Origin of the sequence: Rhodococcus sp. 06-462-5 (assembly GCF_002258315.1) — a bacterium.
In the GTDB taxonomy this organism is placed as follows: domain Bacteria; phylum Actinomycetota; class Actinomycetes; order Mycobacteriales; family Mycobacteriaceae; genus Rhodococcoides.
The window spans coordinates 163,081-180,705 of the sequence record NZ_NOYD01000005.1; the positions used below are offsets into that span (position 1 = coordinate 163,081).

Sequence of the window (17,625 nt, forward strand, 5' to 3'; positions counted from 1 at the left end):
GCTCCGACAGTAGACCCGGTGGCGCTCGGTCAGCCCTCTCCCCCACAGCAACCGTCGCCGGTGATCGCCGACCGCACTTCTCGGGTGGCCGCGTTCCGGGCGGCCAGCTCGTCGGCCGGTGGATAGTCGACTCGAACCAAGGACAAGCCGTGCGCCGGAGCCACCGCCACCTCGCTCGCCCTTTCGCGGCGAGTCAACAGTGAGCGCGCCCAGTCGGGAGTTCGGCGACCTTCCCCCACGGCCTGCATGGCGCCGACGAGACTACGGACCATCGACCAGCAGAATGCGTCGGCGCTGACGTACGCGGTCAGGCGGTCGCCGTCACGCTCCCAGTCGAACCGCTGCAGTTCCCGAACGGTGGTGGCACCGTCACGTCGCTTGCAGAACGCGGCAAAATCGTGCAGACCGATCAATCCTGCGGATGCCTCGCGCACCGCGCCCAGATCGATGGGCCTCGGCCAGGAGACGACACCGGCGACGTCGAGGGGGTCGACGCCGTAGAGCGCCGTGCCGAATCGATACTCGTAGTGCCTGCGGTACGCCGAGAACCTGGCGTCGAAATCGCTCGAGACGGGGCTGATGGCCCGCACTCGAACATCGGTGGGCAGAAACCGGGCCATTCGCCGGACCAGTCTGTCGTGATCGTCCGGCACGTCGACGGCATCGAAGTGAGCCACCTGACCCGTTGCATGGACTCCCGCGTCGGTTCGCCCCGCCACGGTCAGCTCTACCGGCTGCCGCAGCACCGTGGAGAAGGCTTCTTCGAGCACTCCGCACACGGTGCGGATACCGGGTTGACGTGCCCATCCGGAGAAGTTCGTGCCGTCGTAGGAGATGTCGAGCCGAAATCTGGTGGGTACCGAAAAAGCGGGCCCGCCTTCCCCTGAGGGAATGGCGGGCCCGCTTCGATCGTGCTCGGAGCTCAAAAGGACTAGTCCTTCTTGGCTTCCTCGGCCTCGGGGGCGTCCGACGCGTGTGCGTCGTTGTCCTCGATGCCGTCGATGACTGCGTCGGCGTTGGCCACCTCGGCGTCGGTCGCGTCGGCTTCGACAGCCTCGACGACGTTCTCGTCGGTCGCGTCCTCGGCCGGAGCCTCGGTTGCGGCGGGAGCAGCCTGCGAAGCCTTCACGCGGCGTGCGCGATCGGCTTCGTTGGACACCGTCTGCTCGTTGACGAGCTCGATGATGGCCATCGGCGAGTTGTCACCCTTGCGGGGGACGGTCTTGATGATGCGCGTGTAGCCACCGTCGCGATCGGCGAAGAAAGGCCCGATCTCGGCGAACAGCTTGTGCACGACATCTTTGTTGTTGATCGTCTTGAGAACCTCACGACGATGCGCCAGATCACCCTTTTTGGCGTGGGTGACCAGCTTCTCGGCGTGGGGACGAAGGCGCTTGGCCTTCGACTCGGTGGTGGTGATGCGGCCGTGCTCGAAGAGTGACGTCGCCAGGTTGGCCAGGATGGCCTTCTGGTGCGACGCCGACCCGCCGAGACGGCGGCCCTTGGTGGGCTTGGGCATGATGAATCTCCTAGTAAGAGCTCCAGCGAGCTGATTACAGCTGTTCTGTCTCGGCGTAGTCCTGCTCGGCACCTTCGGTGTCGCTGAAGGAGCCGGCGTCGGTGTCACTCCACGTGCCCGTGGTGGCGTCGTAGCCAGGCACGGTGCTCGGATCGAACGACGCGGGGCTGTCCTTGAGGGAGAGGCCGAGCGAATGCAGCTTGACCTTCACCTCGTCGATGGACTTCTGCCCGAAGTTACGGATGTCGAGCAGATCGGACTCGGTACGGCCAACCAGCTCGCCGACGGTGTGAACACCCTCGCGCTTGAGGCAGTTGTAGGAACGGACGGTGAGGTCCAGGTCCTCGATGGGGAGTCCGAAGGAAGCGATGTGATCGGCCTCGGCGGGCGAGGGTCCGATCTCGATGCCTTCTGCTTCGACGTTCAGCTCACGGGCGAGGCCGAAGAGCTCAACCAGGGTCTTGCCCGCCGAAGCGAGCGCGTCCCGCGCGGTGATGGAATTCTTGGTCTCCACGTCGAGAACGAGCCGATCGAAGTCGGTGCGCTGTTCGACGCGGGTGGCCTCCACCTTGTAGGTGACCTTGAGCACGGGTGAGTAGATCGAGTCGACCGGAATACGGCCGATCTCGGCACCCGATGCCTTGTTCTGAACGGCGGGGACGTAGCCGCGACCGCGCTCGACGACGAGCTCGATCTCCAACTTGCCCTTGTCGTTCAGGGTCGCGATGTGCAGGTCGGGGTTGTTCACCGTGACGCCTGCCGGAGGCACGATGTCGCCTGCGGTGACAGCGCCGGGGCCCTGCTTGCGGACGTACATGGTGACCGGTTCGTCTTCTTCGGAGCTCACCACGAGGCCCTTGAGGTTCAGGATGATGTCGGTGACATCTTCCTTGACTCCGGGGACGGTGGTGAATTCGTGGAGGACGCCGTCGATACGGATGCTGGTGACAGCAGCGCCGGGGATCGACGACAGCAGGGTGCGGCGGAGCGAGTTGCCGAGTGTGTAACCGAAGCCGGGCTCGAGCGGCTCGATGACGAATTTCGAGCGGTTGTCGGCGATGACCTCTTCGGTCAGCGTCGGGCGCTGTGAAATGAGCATTGTGTGTTCCTCCTGTACGGGCGTCCGCTATTTGACGCCCACGTGTGGAGGCGAAGACGCATGTGAGCCTCGCGGGGAGACTCACATGCGTGCCGCGCCTTACTTCGAGTAGTACTCGACGATGAGCTGCTCCTGGAGCGGCACATCGATCTGTGCGCGCTCCGGCAACCTGTGAACCAGGATGCGAAGACGGTTGGGAACGACCTGCAGCCACGGGGCGACGGGACGGTCGCCGTAGCTTTCGCGTGCGATCTGGATCGGCAGCGTCTGGGCCGACTTCTCACGGACGTCGATGATGTCGTACTGCGAGACGCGGTAGCTGGGGATGTCGACGCGCTTGTTGTTCACCAGGAAGTGACCGTGCGTGACCAGCTGACGGGCCTGACGACGCGTACGTGCCAGTCCGGCACGGTAGACGACGTTGTCGAGACGACTCTCGAGGATGGTCAGCAGGTTCTCGCCGGTCTTGCCGACGGTCCTGTTGGCTTCCTTGTAGTACAGACGGAACTGCTTCTCCATGACGCCGTAGGTGAAGCGAGCCTTCTGCTTCTCCTGCAGCTGGAGCAGGTACTCGCTCTCCTTGATCCGCGCGCGGCCGTGCTGGCCGGGCGGGTAGGGACGACGCTCGAACGCCTGGTCGCCTCCGACGAGGTCGACGCGCAGACGACGCGACTTGCGGGTGATAGGACCGGTATAACGTGCCATTTTCTAAACCTTTCCTTCCCGCTAGACCCGACGCCGCTTGGGCGGACGGCAGCCGTTGTGCGGCTGAGGGGTGACATCGGAGATGGTGCCGACCTCGAGGCCAGCGGCCTGAAGCGAGCGGATCGCGGTCTCACGGCCGGAGCCGGGACCCTTGACGAACACGTCGACCTTCTTGACGCCGTGCTCCTGTGCCTTGCGCGCAGCGTTCTCGGCTGCGAGCTGTGCGGCGAACGGAGTCGACTTGCGTGAGCCCTTGAAGCCCACGTGTCCCGAGGACGCCCACGAGATGACGTTTCCGGCGGGGTCGGTGATCGACACGATCGTGTTGTTGAACGTGCTCTTGATGTGCGCAGATCCGTGCGGGACGTTCTTCTTGTCCCTGCGACGCGTCTTCTGCGCCTTCTTCGGACCGGTACCGCGTGCTTTGGGGGGCATTACTTCGCCTTCTTCTTGCCGGCAATGGTGCGCTTGGGTCCCTTGCGGGTACGCGCATTGGTCTTGGTGCGCTGTCCACGGACGGGCAGACCACGACGGTGGCGAAGACCCTGGTAGCAGCCGATTTCGATCTTGCGACGGATGTCGGCCTGAACCTCGCGGCGCAGGTCGCCCTCGACCTTGAGGGACTCGTTGATGTAATCGCTGAGCTTGCGCAGATCGTCGTCGCCGAGATCCTTGCTTCGCAGGTCGGGGCTGACGCCCGTCGCTGTGAGGATCTCCTTGGAGCGGGTACGGCCGACGCCGTAGATGTAAGTCAGTGCGATCTCCATGCGCTTTTCGCGCGGCAGATCCACACCTGCGAGACGTGCCATGTGGCATTTCCTTTTCTTGTCCGGAGGTCTGCTCCCAGTCCGTCCCCTGTGTCCTTCTCACCGCTGGGGTGTGAAGCGTCTTTCAACAAACTCAGTGGGGCCCCGGCCTCCGTGCCGGGGGTGTGCCGTGACGCGTGTGTCACGGTTGGTGCTGGGAGGTCATCTTCTAGCTGTTGCCAAGCCGACGTGCGAAATGCTCGGTGGTTATCCCTGACGCTGCTTGTGACGCAGGTTGTCACAGATCACCATGACGCGTCCGTTACGACGAATCACCTTGCACTTTTCGCAGATCTTCTTGACGCTCGGCTGAACCTTCACGTCGTTGATCTCCTGTGTGTAGCTCGGCCCCGCTGCATGCAGTGGCCCCGAGCATGGTTCTCCCCGACCGGACGTGGCCGGGGAAGCTCTTACTTGTAGCGGTAAACGATGCGTCCACGCGTGAGGTCGTAGGGCGAAAGCTCTACCACGACGCGATCCTCGGGAAGGATGCGGATGTAGTGCTGACGCATCTTTCCGCTGATGTGAGCGAGTACCTTGTGGCCGTTTTCGAGCTCAATGCGAAACATCGCATTGGGCAGCGGTTCGACAACTCGGCCCTCTACCTCGATAGCACCGTCTTTCTTGGCCATATCCTCCGCGATCCTGGCTCTCACACCTGGTTGATTGCATCTGTTTCCGTTACCGTGATGCCCACTGACCGACCCGAGTCAACGGGCCGGTGTGTCGCCGGAACGGTTCGCAGGCCACCAGGGCACGCGAACATCCGGTACGCAGGACGCACCGTCGATCCATGTTACCGGGTAATGCACGTCTGGCCAAATGCGTCCCGCGTCCATGCTCCAGGTCAACGGTTGCCCCAGTTCGATTTCCTGAGCTAGCGTTCTGCCGGGCTGCATCACAGCCGCACAACACAAGCCGTCCCGCCTGCGCTCGCAGCGACGGCGAAGTCCGCGACGACGACTACAAGGCAACCCTCTTGAGCTCAGACACGCGCGCCGGCAACCCGGTCGTATCCGTCATCATTCCGGTCCACAACTCCAAGGATGTTCTCGACGATCAACTACGAGCTCTCGCTCGACAGGACTACGAGCATCCCTTCACGGTGATCGTCAGCGACAACGGCTCGACCGACGGCCTTCGCGAACACATCGAGAACCATTGCCTCCAAGGGGCCCTGGACCTGACGTACGTCGATGCTGCGGGACAACCGGGCGCATCGTTCGCACGTAACAGGGGTGCGGACGCCGCCCGCAGCGAACTGCTCGCATTCTGTGACGCGGACGACGCGGTCCACCCGAACTGGCTCCGGCGCATCGTCGCCGGCCTCGACGAGTTCGACCTGGTGGGTACCGGCCTCGAGACGGAGACCCTGAACTCCGCTGCCACGCGCGCATCGACACCGTTCGCACCGCCCTCGGATCAGGGCAAGTCGGCATTCCTACCGTTCGCCATCGGTGCCAGCATGGCGTGCCGCAGATCGACCTACCGTCAACTCGGCGGAATGCTCGAATACATTCACGCCAGCGAGGACATGGAGTTCTCGTGGCGCGCGCAGCACGCGGGATATCGATTGCACTTCATCGCCGAACCGCTGGTCTCGTACCGACTGCGCACCGGCCATCGGGAGAACTGGAAGCAGGCAGGCGCGCTGGGGTACGGATCGGCTCACGTGCGCGGCCTGTACCGAGCACACGGCTGCCCGCCCTTCCGGGCTCGCTCGATCTCCATCGCCCTGCTGATGCTCGGCATACGAAACCCGCTGCTTCCCACTGCAGTGACCAGGATGCCCACTCGACTCTGGCTTCGTCTGGTGGCTGCGCACCTCGGACTGGTCCGCGGCGGACGACGCTACGGATCGTTGGCCTGGTGACGCTAGCTGGGTCGTAGTGTCAGGATCCGCGGCCCGTCCTCGGTGACGGCAACGGTGTGTTCCCAATGCGCGGACCGGGATCCGTCAGTGGTCACGACAGTCCATCCGTCGTCGAGAATGTCGGTGTCGTACGTTCCGAGGGTCAGCATGGGCTCGATCGCGAGAGTGGATCCGACGACCAACTCCGGTCCCTTACCCGGCGCACCCTCGTTCGCGAGAAACGGATCCATGTGCATCTCACGTCCGATGCCATGACCGCCGTACCCGTCGACGATTCCGTACTTGCGGCCGTGAGCCTGCTCGGCCGCGTGAGTTCCGGATTCGATGGCGTGCGAGACGTCGGTGAGCCGGTTGCCGGGAAGCATCGCGGCGATGCCCGCTTCCATCGACAGCCTCGTCGCCTCGCTCAACATCGCATCGGCCTCGATGATGTCGCCGACACCGAATGTCCACGCAGAGTCTCCATGCCAACCGTCGAGCACTGCCCCACAGTCGATGGACACCAGATCGCCTGCGACCAGCAGCTCGTCTGCCGACGGAATGCCGTGCACCACACGGTCGTTCACCGACGAGCAGATACTGCCGGTGAAGCCGTGGTAGCCGAGGAACGACGGCACCGCGCCGGCGTCCCGAATGACCGCCTCGGCCACTCGATCGAGCTCGAGAGTCGAGACACCGGGTACCGCCGCCGTACGGACGGCCACCAGAGCAGCGCCGACGACCGCGCCGGCCGCAGCCATGGCGTCGAGTTCGCCGGCACTGCGGAACGGCACGACCTTGCGTTTACGGCCGAATGCCATTACTTGCCGTGGTCCTCGATGGACTTCAGCGCGCGAGCATTGACCTCGTCCACCTCACCGATCGCGTCGACCGTGACGAGTTGGCCCTCGTAGTAGTCGAGCAGCGGCGCGGTCTCGTCCCGGTACACCTTGAGTCGGTTCCGGATGACGTCTTCCTTGTCGTCCTCGCGGCCACGCGAGAGCATGCGTTCGACGACGACGTCCTCGTCGACGGCGAAGGAGAGGACGGCGTCGAGCTTGGCGTTCAGATCCGCCAGGATGCCGACCAGCGCCTCGGCCTGACCCACCGAACGTGGGAAACCGTCGAGCAGGAAGCCGTTCACGGCGTCGGGCTCGGAGAGGCGACTGCGGACCATGTCGATGGTCAGCTCACTGGGAACCAGGTCGCCTGCATCGAGGTACTTCTTCGCTTCGAGTCCGAGCGCCGTCTTCTCACCGATGTTCGCGCGAAACAGGTCGCCGGTCGAGATGTGCGGAACGCCCAGCTTCTCGGACAGGAGGACGGCCTGGGTGCCTTTGCCGGCACCGGGGGGACCGAGCAGAACAAGTCTCACTTGAGGAACCCTTCGTAGTTACGCTGCATCAGCTGGCTTTCGATTTGCTTCACGGTATCCAGGCCCACACTGACCATGATCAGCACGGCAGTGCCACCGAAGGGGAGGTTCTGTCCTCCACCCGAACTGCCGATGTCGAGGAACAGGTTCGGGAGCACGGCAATGGTGCCCAGGTAGACCGCGCCCGGCAACGTGATGCGACTGAGGACGTAGTTCAGATAGTCGGCGGTCGGCTTGCCCGGCCGGATGCCGGGGATGAATCCGCCGAACTTCTTCATTTCGTCGGCGCGCTCTTCGGGGTTGAACGTGATCGCAACGTAGAAGTACGTGAAGAAGACGATCAATCCGAAGAAGATGGCGATGTAGACCGGGTTGGCGGGGTTCACCAGGTACTCGTTGATGATGCGCTGCCACCAGCTCGGATCGACCGCGGTGCTGGCCGAGGTGAGCTGGGCGATGAGGTTGGGCAGGTACAGCAGCGAGGACGCGAAGATCACCGGGATGACGCCGGCCTGGTTGACCTTGAGCGGAAGGTACGTGGACGAGCCGCCGTACATCTTCCGCCCGACCATGCGCTTGGCGTACTGGACGGGAATTCGGCGCTGACCCTGCTCGACGAAGACCACGCCGGTGATGATCAGGAACGCTGCGAAGCAGACGAATCCGAACACCAACCCACCGCGGCTCTCGAGGATCGAGTTGCCCTCGGACGGGATACGCGAGGCGATTCCGGCGAAGATGAGCAGCGACATACCGTTGCCGACGCCGCGCTCGGTGATGACCTCACCGAACCACATGACGACGGCTGCACCGGCGGTCATGACGAGCACGATGATGACGAGCCCGAAGATGCTCTGGTCGGCGATGATGTCCTGCTGGCATCCCTGAAGCAGTTGGCCGCGCGAAGCGAGGGCCACCAGGCCGGTCGCCTGCAGGATGGCCAGCGCGATCGACAGGTAACGCGTGTACTGCGTCATCTTGGCCTGTCCCGACTGTCCCTCCTTGCGGAGTTCCTCGAACTTCGGGATGACGACGGTGAGCAGCTGCACGATGATGCTGGCGGTGATGTACGGCATGATGCCGATCGCGAACACCGAGAGCTGAAGGAGCGCTCCACCGGAGAACAGGTTGATCAACGAGTAGATGCCGGCCGAGTCTCCACCGGAGACCTGGTCGATGCACGCTCGGACATTGGCGTAGTCGACACCCGGCGACGGCAGCGTGGCACCGAAGCGATACAGGGCCACCAGACCGAGCGTGAAGAGGATCTTCCGTCTCAGGTCAGGAGTCCTGAGGGCCGACACGAAGGCGGAAAGCAAAGATCCTCCTGGCACGACTGCGTTGACGCTGCGAGTGCTTCGTCGGGAGCGCAACCGGCGCTCCCGTGAGCCTCACGAGCATGGACTGCAGGCGACATGCGTCGCCCGCATCGAAACGAACTTCTGTGAACTCTAGAACTCTAACAGTGCGTATCGAACCGCCCGACGGTCAGTGTTGGACCCTGTCCGTTCGGTCGACGACGGCACGTGGTGCCGAGGCAACGATGGCCGCAGCTCAGCTGCGAGAGCTGTGGCTGCGGCCATCGTCACGAACTGCTGGTCGATGCGCTGCTACTCAGCACATCGAACCGATGCTCATACCTCGGTTGCAGAACCGCCGGCAGCGGCGATCTTTTCCTTGGCGGAGCCCGTGAACTTGTTGGCCGAGATCTCGACCTTCACGGTGAGGTTTCCGTCGCCGAGAACCTTGACGGGCTCGTTCTTGCGAACAGCGCCCTTGGCGATGAGCTCGGGGATACCGATCTGACCGCCCTCGGGGAACAGACGCTCGATGTCGCGCAGGTTCACGACCTGGAACACGACACGGTTGCGGTTGGTGAAGCCCTTGAGCTTCGGGAGCCGCATGTGGAGGGGCATCTGGCCACCCTCGAAGCGTGCCGGCACGTTCTTGCGTGCGCCGGTTCCCTTGGTACCGCGACCTGCGGTCTTGCCACGCTTGCCACCTTCACCACGGCCGACGCGAATCTTCGTCGACTTGGATCCGGCTGCGGGGCGCAGGTGGTGCAGTTTGATGGTCATGGTTAGACCTCCTCAACAGTTACGAGGTGGCGCACCGTGTTGACCAGTCCGCGGTTCTGCGGGTTGTCCTCGCGGACGACCGTCTGGCGGATGCCCTTGAGCCCGAGAGTACGCAGGCTGTCACGCTGGTTCGCCTTCTGGCCGATGGTGCTCTTGATCTGGGTGACCTTCAGCTGAGCCATTACTTCACCGCTCCTGCCTGTGCGCGTGCGCGCAGCATTCCGGCGGGTGCAACCTCTTCGAGGGTCAGGCCGCGGCGAGCCGCAACTTCCTCGGGACGCTGCAGACCCTTGAGGGCTGCGACGGTCGCGTGCACGACGTTGATGGCGTTGTCGCTACCGAGCGACTTCGACAGCACGTCGTGGACACCGGCGCACTCCAGCACGGCGCGCACAGCGCCACCGGCGATGACGCCGGTACCGGCGCTGGCCGGACGCAACATGACGACGCCCGCTGCGGCTTCGCCCTGGATGGGGTGCGTGATGGTGCCGGCGATCATCGGGACGCGGAAGAAGCTCTTGCGAGCCTCCTCGACACCCTTCTGGATTGCCGCGGGAACTTCCTTGGCCTTGCCGTAGCCGACGCCGACCAGTCCGTTGCCGTCACCGACGATGACGAGGGCGGTGAAGCTGAAGCGTCGACCACCCTTGACCACCTTGGAGACGCGGTTGATCGTGACGACCTTCTCGATGAAGTTCGACTTGTCCGCAGCGTTGCCGCCACGGCCGTTGTCACGACGGTCACGACCGCCACCGCGGTTGTCGCCGCGCTGGTTGTTGTCGCCACCTGCGTTGGGGCCACTGTTCTGTCCGGCGGGGCCGCTTCCGCCGTCACGCCGTTGACGTCCCGGCATCAGGCTGTCCTTCCGTTGTCAGTCATTGTCATCATCAGAACGTCAACCCGCCTTCGCGGGCTGCGTCTGCGAGTGCCGCGATGCGGCCGCTGTAGTTGTTGCCGCCGCGGTCGAACACGACTGCCTCGACGCCGGCTGCCTTCGCACGGCTGGCGATGAGCTCGCCGACCTTCGCGCTGACGGCCTTCTTGTCGCCCTCGAGGGCGCGCACATCGGCTTCGATGCTCGACGCGCTGGCCAGCGTGTGGCCGGCGAGGTCGTCGATCAACTGCACGTGGATGTGACGCGAGGACCGGTTGACGACCAAGCGGGGACGCTCGGGCGTGCCGGAGATCTTCTTGCGAAGGCGGAAGTGACGACGTGCCTTCGACAGGCGACGCTTCGTCGAGACGTCGGTGCCACGCGGAGTGCGCTTGACGACGTTCGCCTTGTCTGCTGTTTGCTGGCTCATATCACTTACCCGTCTTTCCGACCTTGCGGCGGATCACTTCACCCTCGTAGCGGATGCCCTTGCCCTTGTACGGGTCCGGACGCCGCAGACGACGAATGTTTGCAGAGATCTGACCGACCTTCTGCTTGTCGATGCCGACAACGGTGAATCGCGTGGGCGACTCGACCGTGAACGTGATGCCCTCGGGTGCTTCGATCAGCACGGGATGGCTGTAACCGAGTGCGAACTCGAGGTCCTTGCCCTTGAGTACGACGCGGTAACCGACGCCGTGAATCTCCATCTTGTTGGTGTAACCGTTGGTGACACCGGTGATGAGGTTCGCGACGAGAGTGCGCGAAAGTCCGTGCAGTGCACGGCTCTTGCGCTCGTCATCGGGCCGGGTGACGGCGATGGTGCCGTCGTCGGCGCGAGCGATCTGGATGGGCTCGGCGACCGTCAGGCTCAGGGCACCCTTGGGGCCCTTGACCGCAACGTTCTGGCCGTCGATGGTGATATCGACTCCAGCGGGGACCGGTACCGGCAATTTTCCAATACGTGACATGGTGGTGGCCTCCCCTACCAGACGTAGGCGAGGACTTCTCCGCCCACACCCTGCTTGGCCGCCTGACGCTCCGTGAGCAGACCTGTGGACGTGGAGATGATCGCCACGCCCAGGCCGCCGAGAACCTTGGGCAGATTGGTGGATTTTGCGTAGACCCGGAGACCGGGCTTGGAGACGCGTCGCACGCCGGCGAGGCTGCGCTCACGGCTCGGGCCGTACTTCAGATCGACGATGAGGGTCTTGCCCACCTCGGCGTCTTCCGTGCGGTAATCGGAGATGTAGCCCTCGCGCTTGAGGATCTCGGCGATGTTCGCCTTGAGCTTCGAGTGGGGAAGCTTCACCTCGTCGTGGTACGCCGAATTGGCGTTGCGCAGACGGGTCAAGAAGTCTGCAATTGGATCGGTCATCGTCATGGTGTGACCTGTGCACCTTTCTCGCAGCGGTTCCCATGCAGCACGCGCGAGCTGGTGCCCCTGGATTCTCGAAAACCCGGCGGGCCTGGCTCGTCACATCGTGGGCCTACAACGAAGTGAACATGTCCTGACCGACTGTTGCCGGTCAGGGGTTGCGCTCCAAGCAATGCATCGCTGCACTGCCAGGTGTTTCGAGCTTCCGCATTTCGATGCTGACGTACGGAGAACTCGAGGTTGCGTTCTGTATTGCAAGGACTCGCGTGCAGGCACGACGAAGCCCGGGCAACCGCTCTAGTGTAGGCATCGCGCACCCGAAGACCAAATCGCCCTACCATTGTGCGACGGCTCCGGTCCAGTCGGACACCCCGGCGTCCACTTCTTCGCTAACGTCGGACCATGACGGACTCGAAGGCAGTCGACATCGACCACCTCACCCACACTCTGCGCGACCGCAACATCGTGGGGGTGACGATCGGGTGGGTCGACAACAACGGCATCGTCCGGTCACGCACCGTGCCGACCTCGGAATTGACCGCAGTCGCACACCGCGGAGTAGGGATCACCGCGGTCTTCGCGGTGTTCGATTCGCACGACGGGATCACCTTTGCCCATGATGGACTGTCGACGCCGTCGGGCGATGTGCGGTTGATTCCGGTGCTCGACAGCGCGTCGAGCGTGGTCGCGCTCGCCGGCCAACCAGGGCTTGCCTGGGTACATGGCAGGCAGCTCTCGGCGGACGGCTCTGCCTGGCCCTACGATCAACGCGCGGTTCTCGAGCGGCAGGTGCAACTGGCGGCTGATGCCGGCTTCGAGGTACGGGCCGGATTCGAGATCGAGTTCGCGCTGACCCGTGAATCGGACGGCATATCCGCTCATCGCGGCCCTGCCTACTCCGCCAACGCACTACGCGATGTCGACGACTTCGTCGTATCGCTGCTGCACGCCCTGTCTGCGAACGGTGTCGGCATCGGTCAGATTCATGCCGAGTACGGCACTTCCCAGCTCGAGATCGCGCTTGCTCCACTCGATCCACTCGCCGCAGCCGATGCGCAGGTTCTCGCGCGGCAGACCATCCACTCGGCGGCGAAAACTCACGGCCTGCGGGCGAGCTTCGCTCCCCTGCCCTCGTCGAGCAGTGCCGGCAACGGATGGCACCTGCACACGTCGCTGGTTCGTGACGGTCGGAACGCTCTGACCGGAGAGGGAGAGCACGGATTGTCCGAGACCGGGCGGTCGTATATCGCAGGCCTGGTTCGAGAACTCGCGGGACTCACTGCCATCACGGCACCGAGTTCGGGATCGCTGCTGCGTCGTCGACCCGGCTATTGGGCCGGTGCCTTCGGGTTCTGGGGCGTCGAGAACCGCGAGGCGGCAGTGCGGCTCGTACCCGGTTCTCCCCTACTCGGGCCGAATCACACCAACGTCGAGTTGAAGGCGTGCGACGCGTCCGCCAATCCGTATCTGGCGCTGGCCGTCACGATCGCGGCCGGCCTGTCGGGAGTAGCGGACGGCGCGCAGTTGTCGCCACCGATTCAGGAGGATGTGGGCGGCTGGGACGACGCCCAACGCGACGCCGCCGATATCTCCCCACTCGCGACCACCCATGCCCGACAACGGGAGAACCTACTGTCGTCCGCGCTGGTCGCAGATGTGTTGGGCGAAGAACTTCTGGGCGCATTCATTGCCTGCCGGGACGCCGATGCAGCGTGGGCGGAGAGCCACACCGAGGACGAACTGCTCGAATCGCTGCGCTGGATCTACTGACATGTTGCGACGGTTCCCCGGCGTGGACGCAATCGTCTCGGCCCTCGACAGCGCTCTGCCACAACCGGATCAGCTCTGCGGACCGTTCTCGGCATCGATAGCACTGACGGCCGTCGTGGGCGACGACGCACCGGACGTCACTGCACTCGCGATCGCTGCGGGGTCTTCGATCTGGCCGGGCGAGACCGTCGCGGCCCGTCCTCCCGGAACGCACCGGATCACAGACGGGTGGGATTGCCTGCCGAGGGCCGCATCGATCGACACGGCCGGGACCACAGCGGCAGGTCTTGCGACGGGCATCGAGACGGTGACCGAACGACGCGTCGCCGTGGTTCCGATCATGGGGCCCGGTGCCGAGGGGCTGCGCCTGCTACTTGCCCGCCTTATCGACGTGCAGTTCCTGTTCGGCCTGGTGGCGAATGTACACACCGCAGAACTGACCGAATTCGATTGGAATGTAGGACATTTCGTGACCGTCCTGGGAATGGACACCGTCGCGAACGTGGTCGCGATCGCCGATACCTACAGGGAGCTCGGAGCCGCGGGCATGCCACCCGGATGTCGAACCGTTCCCATCGACGCTCTCGCGTCGTCGATGGGCGAACGAGGCCTACTCCTGGTTGTCGACAGCGACGACCGTTCTGCCGCACTGGATCTGACTCGGTCACTCGACCTACGAAACGACGTGTGGTCGGTATGAGTCGGGAGCCCTGAGAAACACGAAATGGGCGTGGGTTCCTGTCGGAACCCACGCCCATCAGCGTGGTGTGGTGAAGCCCGGAGGCCTCAGATCACCAGGAGCTCTTGCGAACTCCGGGAAGCTCTCCGGCGTGTGCCATCTCGCGCACGCAGATACGGCAGAGGCCGAACTTGCGGAACACGGAATGGGGACGGCCGCAGCGGTTGCAGCGAGTGTATGCACGCACCGCGAACTTCGGCTTCTTGTTGGCCTTGTTGACCAATGCCTTCTTCGCCATGGACTCAGTTCTCCTTGAACGGGAAGCCGAGGTGCTTGAGCAGCGCGCGGCCTTCTTCGTTGTTGGTTGCGGTGGTTACTACGGTGATGTCCATGCCGCGCGGACGGTCGATCTTGTCCACGTCGATCTCGTGGAACATCGACTGCTCGTTGAGGCCGAACGTGTAGTTTCCGTTGCCGTCGAACTGCGTGCCCGAGAGGCCGCGGAAGTCCCTGATTCGGGGAAGGGCAATGGAGACCAGACGGTCGAGGAACTCCCACATGCGGTCGCCACGGAGGGTGACGCGTGCGCCGATGGGCATTCCTTCGCGCAGCTTGAACTGTGCGATGGACTTGCGTGCCTTGCGGATCTCCGGCTTCTGGCCGGTGATGGCAGCGAGGTCGGCAACTGCACCGTTGATCAGCTTGGCGTCACGGGCGGCGTCGCCGACACCCATGTTGACGACGACCTTGACGATGCCGGGGATCTGCATGACATTCTCGTATGCAAATTCGGTGTTCAGGGCGTCTTTGATCTCGGCGCGGTAGCGCGCCTTGAGGCGGGGCTGTTCGCCCGCGATGTTTTCGGTGGTAGTCATCTCAGATGTCCTTCCCGTTCTTCCGGGAAACACGAACGCGCTTGCCGGTTTCTTCGTCGGTCCGGTAGCCCACGCGAGTGGGGTTGCCGTCCGAGTCGACCACTGCGACGTTCGATACGTGGATCGGGGCTTCCTGGGTGACGATGCCACCCGAGGATGCGCCGCGCTGGTTGGCGGAGACCGCGGTGTGCTTCTTGATGCGGTTCACACCCTCGACGAGAACCTTGGAGTCAGCGGGGTAGGCCTGAATGACCTTGCCCTTGGCACCCTTGTCCTTGCCTGCGATCACGAGAACGGTGTCGCCCTTGTGCACCTTCATTTACAGCACCTCCGGGGCGAGCGAGACGATCTTCATGAACTTCTTCTCACGCAGCTCACGGCCGACCGGGCCGAAGATACGAGTTCCACGGGGATCGTTGTCCGGCTTGATCAGCACCGCAGCGTTCTCGTCGAAACGGATGTACGAGCCATCCGGACGGCGACGCTCCTTGATGGTGCGGACGATGACGGCCTTGACGACCTCACCCTTCTTGATGTTTCCGCCGGGAATGGCGTCCTTCACCGTAGCTACGATGATGTCGCCGATTCCGGCGTAGCGACGTGACGAACCACCGAGAACGCGGATGCAAAGGATTTCCTTCGCGCCCGTGTTATCAGCGACGCGTACTCGCGACTCCTGCTGAATCACTAACTTCTCCTTGACCTGGATGTACGTACGTGCCGGATTTCCGTCCCGACACGCGCGGTCGGCTGCTGGGTACGGGCGCACGAAGACACACCGCTGCCACAGGCAACCGGTCAAGTGTAGGGGACCGTGTCTCCGGGATCCAAATCGCCTTCGTTCGAGCACCGGCCGTCGCCTGCAAACCCGGAACTCTCGGTACGGTTTCCGGGATGGGACATCTTCGGATCAGCGGGGCGCGGCGATGACGTCGCCGGGCGACGACGGCGGTTGGTGGTCGAATCTGCCACCGGACCGGGTCGTCCGTGTGCACGGTGCCACCGACCGCGAACTCGCCGAGTCCGTGAACCCTCTGCCGTCGAACGCACCCTCGATCGTGTTCTTCGCGGTCGATCCCACGACGGCGAATCGTGCCGCCGATCTCGTCGATGCGGTGGTCGCGGAACTTGAGAACGCGGCAGTCGAGTCGATTCCGCTGCTGCTCACCGAATTCGACCGTCACGAAGGTTCGTCGACATTGGATCGGCGTGCCGCACGCGTCGCGGCGGTGCGGCTCGCAGGCGACACCGCGCACTTCGGCCCGTATGTCGGTGCCCTCGCAGACGCCGCAGTCGCGGGGCGGTCGGCGCGTCGAACCGCATTCACCCTCGAGACCCGAGCAGCAGGGTCCACCGGCGTACTGGTCTCGGCTCACCGTCGAAGCACTGCTGCCCTCGTGTTGGTCGTGCCCGCCGAAACGGACGCCGGAGTCGTCGCGGCAGCAGCGGAATGGTTGTGCACGCACGCCGGGGCGGCGGTGTGGGTGACGGGCGACGGGGCGTCGAACATGGACCGATTCCCATCGGTGTCGGTACGTGCGCCGGAAGTACCGGACGGTGTCAGTACTGTCCTCGACCGATTCCGTCCGCTCAGCTATCCCCCGATCGCGGGTCATCCCCACCCGGCCAGCGAACCCGAGAAGCGTCTGGCTCGCGCGCTCGACGCCCACGACTGGGCCACCGGGCGTGAGCACAACCGCTCGATCCGACTCGGCGAGCTGACGCGTCCGTTCACCGTCGACGTACTGTGGCGCATCGAGAAGGTCGTGGTGGAGATCGACGGCAACGAGCATCGAGCCGTCGACCGTTTCGCCGAGGACCGCGTCCGTGACAACCAGCTGCAGATGCACGGCTACATGGTGTTGCGCTTCACCAATGCTCAGGTGATCGACGATCCGCAACGTGCGGTCGCTACCATCCGCGAGGCAGTATCGAGAAGACGATCGAAGGGGGATCCTCGATGAGTACCGAAGACCTGAACGGGACCGAAGCAGCGGTGCTGCTCGTCCTGATGGCCGAGGCTAGTCCGGTCAAGAACTCCGAACTCCGAGCGATGGGTCCCGAGCTCGCGAAGCCGTCCCGCGACAAGCTGAAGAGCGCCGGTCTCATCGAGGTGAATTCGTCGGTGCGCCCGATGACACTCGAACTCACCGACAAGGGGTGGCGGATCTGCGGCGAACTCATCGGCGGTGAACCACCGGCTCGATCGACCGGCGCAGGAAAGGCCATGTTCACGGTGTTGGCGGGGTTGCGTCGGTGGCTCGATCGCACCGACAGCCGCCCGGCGGACGTGTTCTCGCCGCGAACAGATGAGCCTGCGCCCGTCGCGAAGACCGACGCGACAGTCGACATCGAAGCCTCGATTCGCGCGGCCTATGCCCGGCTCGCCCGCGAACCCGGCAGCACCGTTCGGCTGTCCAGGCTGCGAAACGAGTTGCGCGACATACCCCGAAGCGATCTGGACGACGCCCTCGCGCGTCTGCGTCGCGCCGCGGACGTCTCGTTGATACCCGAGGAAAATCAGAAGACGCTGACCGAGGAGGAACGTGCCGCGGCCGTTGTCGTCGGAAATCAGCAGAACCACCTTCTCTCGATCGAACCATGATGGGCGTTGA

26 protein-coding genes are annotated in these 17,625 nt (G+C 64.0%); 5 read left to right on the top strand and 21 right to left on the bottom strand.

Going from position 1 to position 17,625, the window contains the following annotated elements; genetic code table 11:
- Positions 1-29: 29 nt before the first annotated feature.
- The 8 genes from truA to infA form a co-directional block, all read right to left on the bottom strand.
- Entirely contained in the window at positions 30-926 is an 897-nt protein-coding gene (gene truA, locus CH251_RS03155) for a tRNA pseudouridine(38-40) synthase TruA (RefSeq protein ID WP_094611805.1), read from the bottom strand.
- Positions 927-931: 5 nt separating this feature from the next.
- Positions 932-1,519, bottom strand: a complete 588-nt coding sequence (rplQ, locus tag CH251_RS03160) for a 50S ribosomal protein L17 (protein WP_032397527.1) — start codon at positions 1,517-1,519, stop codon at positions 932-934.
- 34 nt (positions 1,520-1,553) lie between these two features.
- The gene (locus CH251_RS03165; RefSeq protein ID WP_008718222.1) at positions 1,554-2,618 is read right to left on the bottom strand and encodes a DNA-directed RNA polymerase subunit alpha; all 1,065 of its coding nucleotides are present in this window, start codon (positions 2,616-2,618) and stop codon (positions 1,554-1,556) included.
- Positions 2,619-2,717: 99 nt separating this feature from the next.
- Positions 2,718-3,323, bottom strand: a complete 606-nt coding sequence (rpsD, locus tag CH251_RS03170; protein ID WP_032397528.1) for a 30S ribosomal protein S4 — start codon at positions 3,321-3,323, stop codon at positions 2,718-2,720.
- A gap of 21 nt (positions 3,324-3,344) precedes the next feature.
- The gene (gene rpsK, locus CH251_RS03175; RefSeq protein WP_027496331.1) at positions 3,345-3,758 is read right to left on the bottom strand and encodes a 30S ribosomal protein S11; all 414 of its coding nucleotides are present in this window, start codon (positions 3,756-3,758) and stop codon (positions 3,345-3,347) included.
- On the bottom strand, positions 3,758-4,132 hold the full coding sequence (rpsM, locus tag CH251_RS03180; protein WP_008718227.1) for a 30S ribosomal protein S13: 375 nt from the start codon (positions 4,130-4,132) through the stop codon (positions 3,758-3,760). The genes rpsK and rpsM overlap by 1 nt, the downstream gene beginning before the upstream one ends.
- A 204-nt stretch (positions 4,133-4,336) precedes the next feature.
- Positions 4,337-4,450, bottom strand: a complete 114-nt coding sequence (gene rpmJ, locus CH251_RS03185) for a 50S ribosomal protein L36 (RefSeq protein ID WP_025347279.1) — start codon at positions 4,448-4,450, stop codon at positions 4,337-4,339.
- Positions 4,451-4,539: 89 nt separating this feature from the next.
- A complete protein-coding gene (gene infA / locus CH251_RS03190) occupies positions 4,540-4,761 on the bottom strand; it encodes a translation initiation factor IF-1 (RefSeq protein ID WP_005140011.1) in 222 nt (73 codons plus the stop codon).
- 347 nt (positions 4,762-5,108) lie between these two features.
- Between infA and CH251_RS03195 the strand changes: the two genes are divergently transcribed.
- A complete protein-coding gene (locus tag CH251_RS03195; protein ID WP_179273619.1) occupies positions 5,109-6,002 on the top strand; it encodes a glycosyltransferase family 2 protein in 894 nt (297 codons plus the stop codon).
- Between the two features lie 2 nt (positions 6,003-6,004).
- Here the strand turns inward: CH251_RS03195 and map are convergent, their stop codons facing one another.
- The 9 genes from map to rpsH form a co-directional block, all read right to left on the bottom strand.
- Positions 6,005-6,802, bottom strand: a complete 798-nt coding sequence (gene map / locus CH251_RS03200) for a type I methionyl aminopeptidase (RefSeq protein ID WP_094611807.1) — start codon at positions 6,800-6,802, stop codon at positions 6,005-6,007.
- On the bottom strand, positions 6,802-7,356 hold the full coding sequence (locus CH251_RS03205) for an adenylate kinase (protein ID WP_094611808.1): 555 nt from the start codon (positions 7,354-7,356) through the stop codon (positions 6,802-6,804). The genes map and CH251_RS03205 overlap by 1 nt, the downstream gene beginning before the upstream one ends.
- Complete coding sequence (gene secY / locus CH251_RS03210) at positions 7,353-8,675, bottom strand: preprotein translocase subunit SecY (RefSeq protein WP_032397531.1); 1,323 nt, start codon at positions 8,673-8,675, stop codon at positions 7,353-7,355. The genes CH251_RS03205 and secY overlap by 4 nt, the downstream gene beginning before the upstream one ends.
- Positions 8,676-8,990: 315 nt before the next feature.
- On the bottom strand, positions 8,991-9,434 hold the full coding sequence (gene rplO, locus CH251_RS03215; RefSeq protein WP_032397532.1) for a 50S ribosomal protein L15: 444 nt from the start codon (positions 9,432-9,434) through the stop codon (positions 8,991-8,993).
- Between the two features lie 2 nt (positions 9,435-9,436).
- Positions 9,437-9,616, bottom strand: coding sequence for a 50S ribosomal protein L30 (gene rpmD, locus CH251_RS03220; protein WP_008718256.1), 180 nt, complete (start codon positions 9,614-9,616; stop codon positions 9,437-9,439).
- Positions 9,616-10,287: a 30S ribosomal protein S5 gene (gene rpsE / locus CH251_RS03225; protein WP_032397534.1), complete on the bottom strand. Its 672-nt coding sequence runs from the start codon at positions 10,285-10,287 to the stop codon at positions 9,616-9,618. The genes rpmD and rpsE overlap by 1 nt, the downstream gene beginning before the upstream one ends.
- A 34-nt stretch (positions 10,288-10,321) precedes the next feature.
- The gene (gene rplR / locus CH251_RS03230; protein ID WP_032365631.1) at positions 10,322-10,738 is read right to left on the bottom strand and encodes a 50S ribosomal protein L18; all 417 of its coding nucleotides are present in this window, start codon (positions 10,736-10,738) and stop codon (positions 10,322-10,324) included.
- 1 nt (position 10,739) lies between these two features.
- Positions 10,740-11,279: a 50S ribosomal protein L6 gene (gene rplF / locus CH251_RS03235; protein WP_032397535.1), complete on the bottom strand. Its 540-nt coding sequence runs from the start codon at positions 11,277-11,279 to the stop codon at positions 10,740-10,742.
- A 14-nt stretch (positions 11,280-11,293) separates the two neighbouring features.
- Complete coding sequence (gene rpsH / locus CH251_RS03240; protein ID WP_008718266.1) at positions 11,294-11,692, bottom strand: 30S ribosomal protein S8; 399 nt, start codon at positions 11,690-11,692, stop codon at positions 11,294-11,296.
- Positions 11,693-12,088: 396 nt separating this feature from the next.
- On the opposite strand from rpsH, the gene CH251_RS03245 reads away from it, so the two are divergent.
- Positions 12,089-13,456 carry a glutamine synthetase family protein gene (locus CH251_RS03245; RefSeq protein WP_094611809.1) on the top strand — a complete coding sequence of 456 codons (1,368 nt, stop codon included), beginning with the start codon at positions 12,089-12,091 and terminating at the stop codon, positions 13,454-13,456.
- Between the two features lie 22 nt (positions 13,457-13,478).
- On the top strand, positions 13,479-14,156 hold the full coding sequence (locus CH251_RS03250) for a hypothetical protein (RefSeq protein ID WP_143537914.1): 678 nt from the start codon (positions 13,479-13,481) through the stop codon (positions 14,154-14,156).
- Between the two features lie 91 nt (positions 14,157-14,247).
- On the opposite strand, the gene CH251_RS03255 is transcribed toward CH251_RS03250, so the two are convergent.
- Genes CH251_RS03255 through rplN form a run of 4 tightly spaced genes read right to left on the bottom strand, consistent with a single transcriptional unit; the run spans position 14,248 to position 15,698 of the window.
- Positions 14,248-14,433, bottom strand: a complete 186-nt coding sequence (locus tag CH251_RS03255) for a type Z 30S ribosomal protein S14 (protein WP_008718273.1) — start codon at positions 14,431-14,433, stop codon at positions 14,248-14,250.
- Between the two features lie 4 nt (positions 14,434-14,437).
- Positions 14,438-15,010, bottom strand: coding sequence for a 50S ribosomal protein L5 (gene rplE / locus CH251_RS03260; RefSeq protein ID WP_008718275.1), 573 nt, complete (start codon positions 15,008-15,010; stop codon positions 14,438-14,440).
- 1 nt (position 15,011) lies between these two features.
- A complete protein-coding gene (rplX, locus tag CH251_RS03265) occupies positions 15,012-15,329 on the bottom strand; it encodes a 50S ribosomal protein L24 (RefSeq protein ID WP_032397537.1) in 318 nt (105 codons plus the stop codon).
- Positions 15,330-15,698 carry a 50S ribosomal protein L14 gene (rplN, locus tag CH251_RS03270; RefSeq protein WP_032397538.1) on the bottom strand — a complete coding sequence of 123 codons (369 nt, stop codon included), beginning with the start codon at positions 15,696-15,698 and terminating at the stop codon, positions 15,330-15,332. It abuts the gene before it with no gap.
- Positions 15,699-15,936: 238 nt separating this feature from the next.
- Between rplN and CH251_RS03275 the strand changes: the two genes are divergently transcribed.
- A complete protein-coding gene (locus CH251_RS03275; RefSeq protein WP_094611811.1) occupies positions 15,937-16,974 on the top strand; it encodes an endonuclease domain-containing protein in 1,038 nt (345 codons plus the stop codon).
- Positions 16,971-17,615, top strand: a complete 645-nt coding sequence (locus CH251_RS03280; RefSeq protein WP_094611812.1) for a hypothetical protein — start codon at positions 16,971-16,973, stop codon at positions 17,613-17,615. Before CH251_RS03275 ends, CH251_RS03280 begins: the two co-directional genes overlap by 4 nt.
- Positions 17,616-17,625: the final 10 nt, after the last annotated feature.

Coding starts and splice junctions, on each gene's coding strand:
- rplF (WP_032397535.1), bottom strand. CDS start 11,279: ATGTCACGTATTGGAAAATTGCCGGTACCGGTCCCCGCTGGAGTCGAT.
- rplX (WP_032397537.1), bottom strand. CDS start 15,329: ATGAAGGTGCACAAGGGCGACACCGTTCTCGTGATCGCAGGCAAGGAC.
- rpsH (WP_008718266.1), bottom strand. CDS start 11,692: ATGACGATGACCGATCCAATTGCAGACTTCTTGACCCGTCTGCGCAAC.
- rplE (WP_008718275.1), bottom strand. CDS start 15,010: ATGACTACCACCGAAAACATCGCGGGCGAACAGCCCCGCCTCAAGGCG.
- CH251_RS03165 (WP_008718222.1), bottom strand. CDS start 2,618: ATGCTCATTTCACAGCGCCCGACGCTGACCGAAGAGGTCATCGCCGAC.
- rpsK (WP_027496331.1), bottom strand. CDS start 3,758: ATGCCCCCCAAAGCACGCGGTACCGGTCCGAAGAAGGCGCAGAAGACG.
- rplR (WP_032365631.1), bottom strand. CDS start 10,738: ATGAGCCAGCAAACAGCAGACAAGGCGAACGTCGTCAAGCGCACTCCG.
- CH251_RS03280 (WP_094611812.1), top strand. CDS start 16,971: ATGAGTACCGAAGACCTGAACGGGACCGAAGCAGCGGTGCTGCTCGTC.
- CH251_RS03275 (WP_094611811.1), top strand. CDS start 15,937: ATGACGTCGCCGGGCGACGACGGCGGTTGGTGGTCGAATCTGCCACCG.
- rpsD (WP_032397528.1), bottom strand. CDS start 3,323: ATGGCACGTTATACCGGTCCTATCACCCGCAAGTCGCGTCGTCTGCGC.
- rpsE (WP_032397534.1), bottom strand. CDS start 10,287: ATGCCGGGACGTCAACGGCGTGACGGCGGAAGCGGCCCCGCCGGACAG.
- rpmD (WP_008718256.1), bottom strand. CDS start 9,616: ATGGCTCAGCTGAAGGTCACCCAGATCAAGAGCACCATCGGCCAGAAG.
- infA (WP_005140011.1), bottom strand. CDS start 4,761: ATGGCCAAGAAAGACGGTGCTATCGAGGTAGAGGGCCGAGTTGTCGAA.
- CH251_RS03255 (WP_008718273.1), bottom strand. CDS start 14,433: ATGGCGAAGAAGGCATTGGTCAACAAGGCCAACAAGAAGCCGAAGTTC.
- rplQ (WP_032397527.1), bottom strand. CDS start 1,519: ATGCCCAAGCCCACCAAGGGCCGCCGTCTCGGCGGGTCGGCGTCGCAC.
- map (WP_094611807.1), bottom strand. CDS start 6,802: ATGGCATTCGGCCGTAAACGCAAGGTCGTGCCGTTCCGCAGTGCCGGC.
- rpsM (WP_008718227.1), bottom strand. CDS start 4,132: ATGGCACGTCTCGCAGGTGTGGATCTGCCGCGCGAAAAGCGCATGGAG.
- CH251_RS03245 (WP_094611809.1), top strand. CDS start 12,089: ATGACGGACTCGAAGGCAGTCGACATCGACCACCTCACCCACACTCTG.
- rplO (WP_032397532.1), bottom strand. CDS start 9,434: ATGACCATCAAACTGCACCACCTGCGCCCCGCAGCCGGATCCAAGTCG.